At 74.0% G+C, this 5,926-nt stretch carries 5 protein-coding genes; 1 reads left to right on the forward strand and 4 read right to left on the reverse strand.

What is annotated here, in order from left to right:
• Positions 1 to 3 precede the first annotated feature (3 nt).
• The 3 genes from C1I98_RS33895 to C1I98_RS33905 are packed head-to-tail and all read right to left on the reverse strand — an operon-like array spanning position 4 to position 2,799.
• The gene (locus C1I98_RS33895; RefSeq protein WP_111171419.1) at positions 4 to 1,446 is read right to left on the reverse strand and encodes an ATP-binding protein; all 1,443 of its coding nucleotides are present in this window, start codon (positions 1,444 to 1,446) and stop codon (positions 4 to 6) included.
• A 50-nt stretch (positions 1,447 to 1,496) separates the two neighbouring features.
• Positions 1,497 to 2,585, reverse strand: a complete 1,089-nt coding sequence (locus C1I98_RS33900) for a Zn-dependent alcohol dehydrogenase (RefSeq protein WP_111171420.1) — start codon at positions 2,583 to 2,585, stop codon at positions 1,497 to 1,499.
• A gap of 22 nt (positions 2,586 to 2,607) precedes the next feature.
• Positions 2,608 to 2,799, reverse strand: a complete 192-nt coding sequence (locus tag C1I98_RS33905) for a ferredoxin (protein ID WP_111171421.1) — start codon at positions 2,797 to 2,799, stop codon at positions 2,608 to 2,610.
• A gap of 97 nt (positions 2,800 to 2,896) precedes the next feature.
• On the opposite strand from C1I98_RS33905, the gene C1I98_RS33910 reads away from it, so the two are divergent.
• The gene (locus C1I98_RS33910; RefSeq protein ID WP_111171423.1) at positions 2,897 to 3,514 is read left to right on the forward strand and encodes a class I SAM-dependent methyltransferase; all 618 of its coding nucleotides are present in this window, start codon (positions 2,897 to 2,899) and stop codon (positions 3,512 to 3,514) included.
• Here C1I98_RS33910 and C1I98_RS33915 read toward each other — a convergent pair.
• A partial coding sequence (locus C1I98_RS33915) for a type I polyketide synthase (RefSeq protein WP_233508417.1) occupies positions 3,511 to 5,926 on the reverse strand: 2,416 nt, incomplete at its 5' end. The genes C1I98_RS33910 and C1I98_RS33915 overlap by 4 nt on opposite strands.

Here is a 5,926-nt window from a genome sequence, read left to right on the forward strand (position 1 = left end):
GCCTCACCCCCAGGCCCTGACCACATCCTCCGGCCCCCACGCGAGCGCGAGATCGTCCGCCGGAACGTCGGGCGCGAGTCCGGACAGCGAAACGGCCGTCAACGCGGTGTCCGTGGTGAACCCGGGCACCGCGAGCGCACCCCGGCGCAGAGCGGCCAGGTCATGACGGTCGAACGGACCGGACAGCCACTTGATCGAGCCGGTGAACAGCACGGTCCGCGCCACCGGCGACCGGTCCACGCCCACCAGGTCGATCTCGGGATCGAACCGGCGGTTCCACCAGCCGCCGACGGCCTCCACGCCCGCCCAGGGCAGCTCCCCGGCCCGGGCGGCCAGGGTCAGCGCCTCGCGGATCACCGGCTCGACGGCACGCCCGCGCAGGGACGGCCAGCGCCGCTCGATCCCCCGGAAAGCCGCCTCCGGACGGCCCCTGCGGGACTGCTCCGCGGCGGTGCGCAGCATGCCGAGGTAGAGCCGCAGGTTGTGATCGGCGATGCGGTAGAGCGTGGGCCTGCCCGGCTGTGTGGACAGCGGTTGATCGGCGGCGATGATCCGTTTGTCGTGGACCAGGCGGGCGAGGAGCGGGGACAGCGAGCCCGACTTGAGCGGCCCGGCCCTGCCCCCGGCCGCGGCGGCGATGGCGGCCTGCGTACGATCGCCCGCGCCGATCGCCTCAAGCACGCGTTGTGACTGGTCCGGCGTGGGGAACTCGGCGAGCAGCACCGACTCCGGGACTCCGAACAGCGGCGAGAAGGGGTCGGCGCACTCGGTCTCGACGAAGTCGAGCGGGGGAGTGCCGGATGGCCAGGCGCGCAGGATGCCTGGCAGCCCGCCGGACAGCAGATGGGCGTCGATGGCGTCGGCATGGGCAAGGCCCAGCGCGCGGCCGATCTCGGCCGAATTCAGGGGCCCGAGGACCATGGCGTCGGCCCTGCCGAAGAACGGCCGTTCGTAGGAGGTCAGCCGCTGCATCATGTGCAGGTCGCTGCCGAGCAGCAGGAGGAGCACCGGCCTGGTGGACAGCAGCCGGTCCCACGCGGTCTGGAGCGCCCCGTCGAAGACCTCGTCCTGTTCGGCCGGCCAGGGCAGCTCGTCGATGACCACGATCGAGGGCCGGGACGGCAGCGCGCCGGCCAGAACGCGAAGGGCGTCGGTCCAGTTTCCCGACGTCACGGTGGGGACCTGCTCGGGGTCGGTGGGCAACCTGGAGTCGCGCAGGTCCGTGGAGAAGCGCTCGGCGGATTCGACGGGCGACATGCCCTTGGTGGCGGTGAAGTAGAAGTACGGCACGCCGGCGCGGTCGCAGAACTCCTGCACCAGCCGCGACTTGCCGACCTGCCGCCGCCCGCGCAGCGTCACCGCCACGCCGGTCGCCGTGGCGGTGACATGGTCGAGCCGCTTGCGCAGCACGGCCAGTTCCGTCCGGCGGCCGACGAATCCGCTCATGGGCGACCCTTTGGTAGATGCCATCTACCTAGATGGCATCTACATAACCCTCAGTCCAGCAGGACCATCTGGCGCAGGACCTCGCCGTCTGCGAGGGCGGTGACGGCCTCGTTCAGGTCGGAGAGCTTGATCCGGGCGCTGATCAGGCTCTCCAGGTCCAGCCGGCCGGCCTTCCACAGGCGGGTGAGGTAGGGGAAGTCGCGGCGGACGTCCGCGCCGCCGTAGACCGAGCTGAGCAGGTTCTTGCCCTCGAACAGCAGGTTGAACGCCGACACCGAGAACATGTCGTCGGACGCGCCCGCGCCCACCACGATCACGTCGCCGCCGCGGCGGGCGGCCTTCCAGGCGGAGCGGATCGCGGTGGACGTGCCGACGACCTCGAAGGCGTGGTCGACGCCGGTGCCGCCGGTGGCGGTGGCGATGGTCTCCTCAAGGTCGCCGGGGGCGCAGGCGTCGGTGGCGCCGAGCCGCCTGGCGAGGTCGCGCTTGGCGGGCAGCGGATCGACGGCCAGGATCGTCGTCGCCCCGGACAGCCGCGCGCCCTGTACGACCGACAGCCCCACGCCGCCGCAGCCGATCACCGCGACCGTCGCCCCCGGGCGGACCTCGGCGGTGTTCAGCACCGCGCCCACGCCCGTGGTGACGGCGCACCCGATCAGCGCCGCCACCTCGTACGGCACGTCCGGGTCGACCTTGATCGCGCCCTGCCAGGGCACGACGATCTCCTCCGCCCAGGTGCCGCACCCGGCCATGCCGTACGCCGGGGCGGCATCGCCGCCGAACCGGAACCGCGGCGTGGAGAAGACCTTGCCCATGAAGGTCGCGCAGAGGTACGGCTGGCCGCGCAGGCACATGGCGCACCCGCCGCACGGCGGGGTCCAACTGATGATCACCCGGTCACCCGGCCGCAGGCCGGTGACGTGCTCGCCGGCCTCCACCACCTCGCCCGAGCCCTCGTGCCCCGGGATGATCGGCAACGGCTGCGGCAGCACCCCGGAAAGCACCGAAAGGTCGGAGTGGCACACACCGGTCGCCCGCATCCGCACCCGGACGTCGCCCGGGCCGATCGGCGCGAGTGTGACGTCGTCGCGGATGTCGAGCACGCCGCCGCCGACGGCATGGACCAACGCGGCTCGCATCAGAAATCCTCCTGTAGGGGGGTCACTCGCTCAGGGTGAGGGCGGCCTTGGGGCAGGACCGCACCGCGTGCCGTACCCGGTCGGCCAGCGCCAGAGGCGGCTCGGGCAGCAGGACGCGCAGCTCATCGTCGTCGTCCAACTCGAAGACCTCGGGAGCCAGACCCGTACAGACCCCGTTGGCCTCGCAGATCATCGGATCGACCTCGACCTTCACCTGTTCACCTCCGTGAGAGCGCGTTGTGCGCACTTTCGATGATGTCACCGGCGCCGGGTACTCTGCCCTGGTGATCCATCCCACGCCGGTGCCCGCGATGCCCGCCGAGCTGCGTTCGGCCGCCGGGCGCGCCAAGGGCTTCATGCCCGCAGAAGAGGGGCAGGCGCTGTACGAGACGGGCTGCGCGTACGGCGCCCGCGGCCCGATCTGCGAGATCGGCAGCTACTGCGGCAAGTCGGCCATCTACCTCGGGGCCGCTGCCCGGCAGACCGGCTCGGTCGTGGTGACCGTGGACCACCACCGCGGTTCGGAGGAGATCCAGCCCGGCTGGGAGCACCACGACCCCGAGCTGATCGACCCGGCCACCGGCCGGATGGACTCGCTGCCGTTCTTCCGCGCGGCCATCGCCGCCGCCGGGCTGGAGGACGAGGTGATCGCCGTCGTCGGGGCCTCCGAGCGGGTGGCCGCGCTGTGGAGCACCCCGCTGGCCATGCTGTTCATCGACGGCGGCCACGCCGACGCCCTGGCCGCCGCCGACTACGAGGGCTGGTCGCCGCACGTCATGCCGGGCGGCGCGCTGGCGATCCACGACGTGTTCGAGCGCCCGGAGGACGGCGGCCAGGGCCCCTACCGGATCTTCCGCAGGGCGGTCGAGTCGGGCGCGTTCATGCAGGTACGCCAGACCGGCTCGCTGCGCATCCTGGAAAGGACCTAAAGAAAGACGCGGTCGCGCCAGATGTCCATCGGGCGGCGCGGCCGGTCGCCGTACAGCGCGGCCAGGTCGGGCAGCCCGCCGCAGGCCCACAGTGCGGCGGCGGTCTCCGCGGCGGCCACGCCGTCCGGGCCGTAGGTGTCGGTGCCGACCGCGGGCACGCCGGTCGGGGCCACCAGCGAGGCCAGCCCGCGCCCCGGACCGGCCTCACAGAACAGATCCGTGACCGCCGCGACCCGCCCGACGGCGTCCCAGAACCGCACCGGGGCGAGCAACTGCGCGCGTAGCAGCATGGCCAGGTCGTCGTGGCCGCCGACCGGATGCCCGGTGACCGTCGAGATCAGCGTGCGCTCCGGAGCCGCGAACGACACGTCCCGCAGGCACTCGTCGAACGGTTCGACGCAGGCCGCCACGTGCGGCGAGTGGAACGCCCGGGACACCGGCAGCACGATCGCCTCGATGCCCTCGTCGGCGGCCCGCTTGGCGACGGCCGCCACCTCGGGGTCGCGCCCGGACAGCACGTGGACGTTCGGGCCGTTCTGCGCGGCGATCACCACGCCGGTCCCGGCGGCCAGGAGTTCGGCCTGTTCCCTGGAGGCGGCCACGCTGACCATGCCGGTGCCGGGCGCGCCGAGGTCGCTCATGATCTGGCCGCGCCGCCGTACCAGCCTGCGGGCCTGGCGGACCGACATGCAGCCCGCCCACACCAGGCCGGTGATCTCGCCGGTGCTGTGCCCGATGGCCGCGCCCGCGTTGAGCCCGAGCCGGTCCAGTTCGCCCAGCGCGACCAGGGAGGCGTCCATGATCGCGGGTTGCGCGACGGCGGTGTCGGCCACCCGCGCGCCGCACAGGGCCGCAGCCGGGCCGCGTCCGGCGTCCTCGGGGCGGCGTACCGGTGCGCCCTGGCCAGGGAACAGCAGCGTGACCCGCCCCCGCACGGCCAGGCCCACGAACAGCCCCGGCTGGGCGAGCAGCCGGCCCACGGCCAGGTCGGTGCGTTCGGCGGCGCGGCCGGCGCGCTCGGCGAGCTGTTCGGCGGTGCCCGCGACGATCGCCACCCGCAGCGGCCCCTGCGGCGGCTGCGCGGCCAGGCCGCAGGCCAGGTCGTGTAGTTCGCCCTCCGACCAGCGGTGGGCCTGGACGGCGACGCGTTCCAGCACCGGGCGCACGGCCCGCATGTCGGCCCCGGACACCGCGAAGACGAGCGGTTCGGCGGCGGAGGGCGGCGGCCACGTCCTGGCCCTCGGCTGGGAGGTCCGGCGCGGGGTCTGGCCGTTCAGCGGGGCGTCCGGCGCGGTCCGGTCCCTGATGACCAGGTGGGCGTGGACCCCGGTGGGGCCCATCGCGCTGACCCCCGCGTAGCGGGGGCCCTCCGGCCACGGTTCGCGCCCGGCGAGCAGCCGTACCGGGGCTCCGTGCCCGGCCAGCAACTCGTGCCTGCGCCCGGCGGCGGTGGACGGCGGCAGCACGCCGCGCGCCACGCCCAGCGCCGCCTTGATCAGCCCGGCCACGCCGGACGCGGCCCCGGTGTGGCCGATGTTGGCCTTCACCGAGCCCACCGCCGGACGTCCCCGGCTGCGCCCGTACGGCTTGCCGCCGGTCAGCAGTTCGATCAGCGGGGCGAGGTCGGCCGCGTCGCCCGCCGTACCGCTGTGGCCCTCGAACAGCGCGACCTCCCCGGGAAGCGCGTCCGCGTGGACATAGGCCCGGCGCAGGGCCAGCAGTTGCGCCTCGGCGGCGGTACGCGCGATCGGGCCCTCGCCGCCCGAGGACGCCACGCCCCACCCCGCGATCTCGGCATGGACGCGGATGCCCCGCTCGGCGGCGTCGCCGGCGCGCATCAGCGCGACCATCCCGCAGCCCTGGCCCGGCCAGTGGTGGTCGGGCCGGTTGAGTTCGAGATCGATGCCCCCGGCCAGTACCAGGTCTGCTCCCTCGTCGCGGAGCGAACGGCATGCGGTGATCACCGCCAGCAGCGATCCCGCGCAGCCCGCCTCAAGATCGTGGCCGCCGCCCAGGAACCCGAACTTCTCGCACACCGCCCCCGCCACCGGGTCGCCGGGCCCACCGAGCAGCGCGCCGATCGGATCGCCGGGCACGCCCATCACGACCTTCACCCGCCGCCGGTCGATGCGCCCGGTGGAAAGGCCGCTCGCGTCCGCGATGGCCTGCGTGGCGGCCCGCACCGACAGGTACGGCGCCGGGTCCGCGTCCTGCGGCGGGGTAAGGCCCTCGACCAGGGCCTCCCGGTCGGCGCCGCTCCGGGCGGGCAGGAACGCCCGCCGCCGCCACAACACGTTCTCCCACAGCGCTTCGGCGTCGGGCGCGTCGGGAAAGATCCCGGCCATACCGATGATCGCGACGTTCATGGCGGCCCCCGTTCGTTGCCAGACGTCCCCGGGCGGCCCTCGCCCC

It is taken from the genome of Spongiactinospora gelatinilytica (assembly GCF_003236385.1).
GTDB lineage: Bacteria > Actinomycetota > Actinomycetes > Streptosporangiales > Streptosporangiaceae > Spongiactinospora > Spongiactinospora gelatinilytica.

Coding starts and splice junctions, on each gene's coding strand:
- C1I98_RS33895 (WP_111171419.1), bottom strand. CDS start 1,446: ATGAGCGGATTCGTCGGCCGCCGGACGGAACTGGCCGTGCTGCGCAAG.
- C1I98_RS33900 (WP_111171420.1), bottom strand. CDS start 2,585: ATGCGAGCCGCGTTGGTCCATGCCGTCGGCGGCGGCGTGCTCGACATC.
- C1I98_RS33910 (WP_111171423.1), top strand. CDS start 2,897: ATGCCCGCCGAGCTGCGTTCGGCCGCCGGGCGCGCCAAGGGCTTCATG.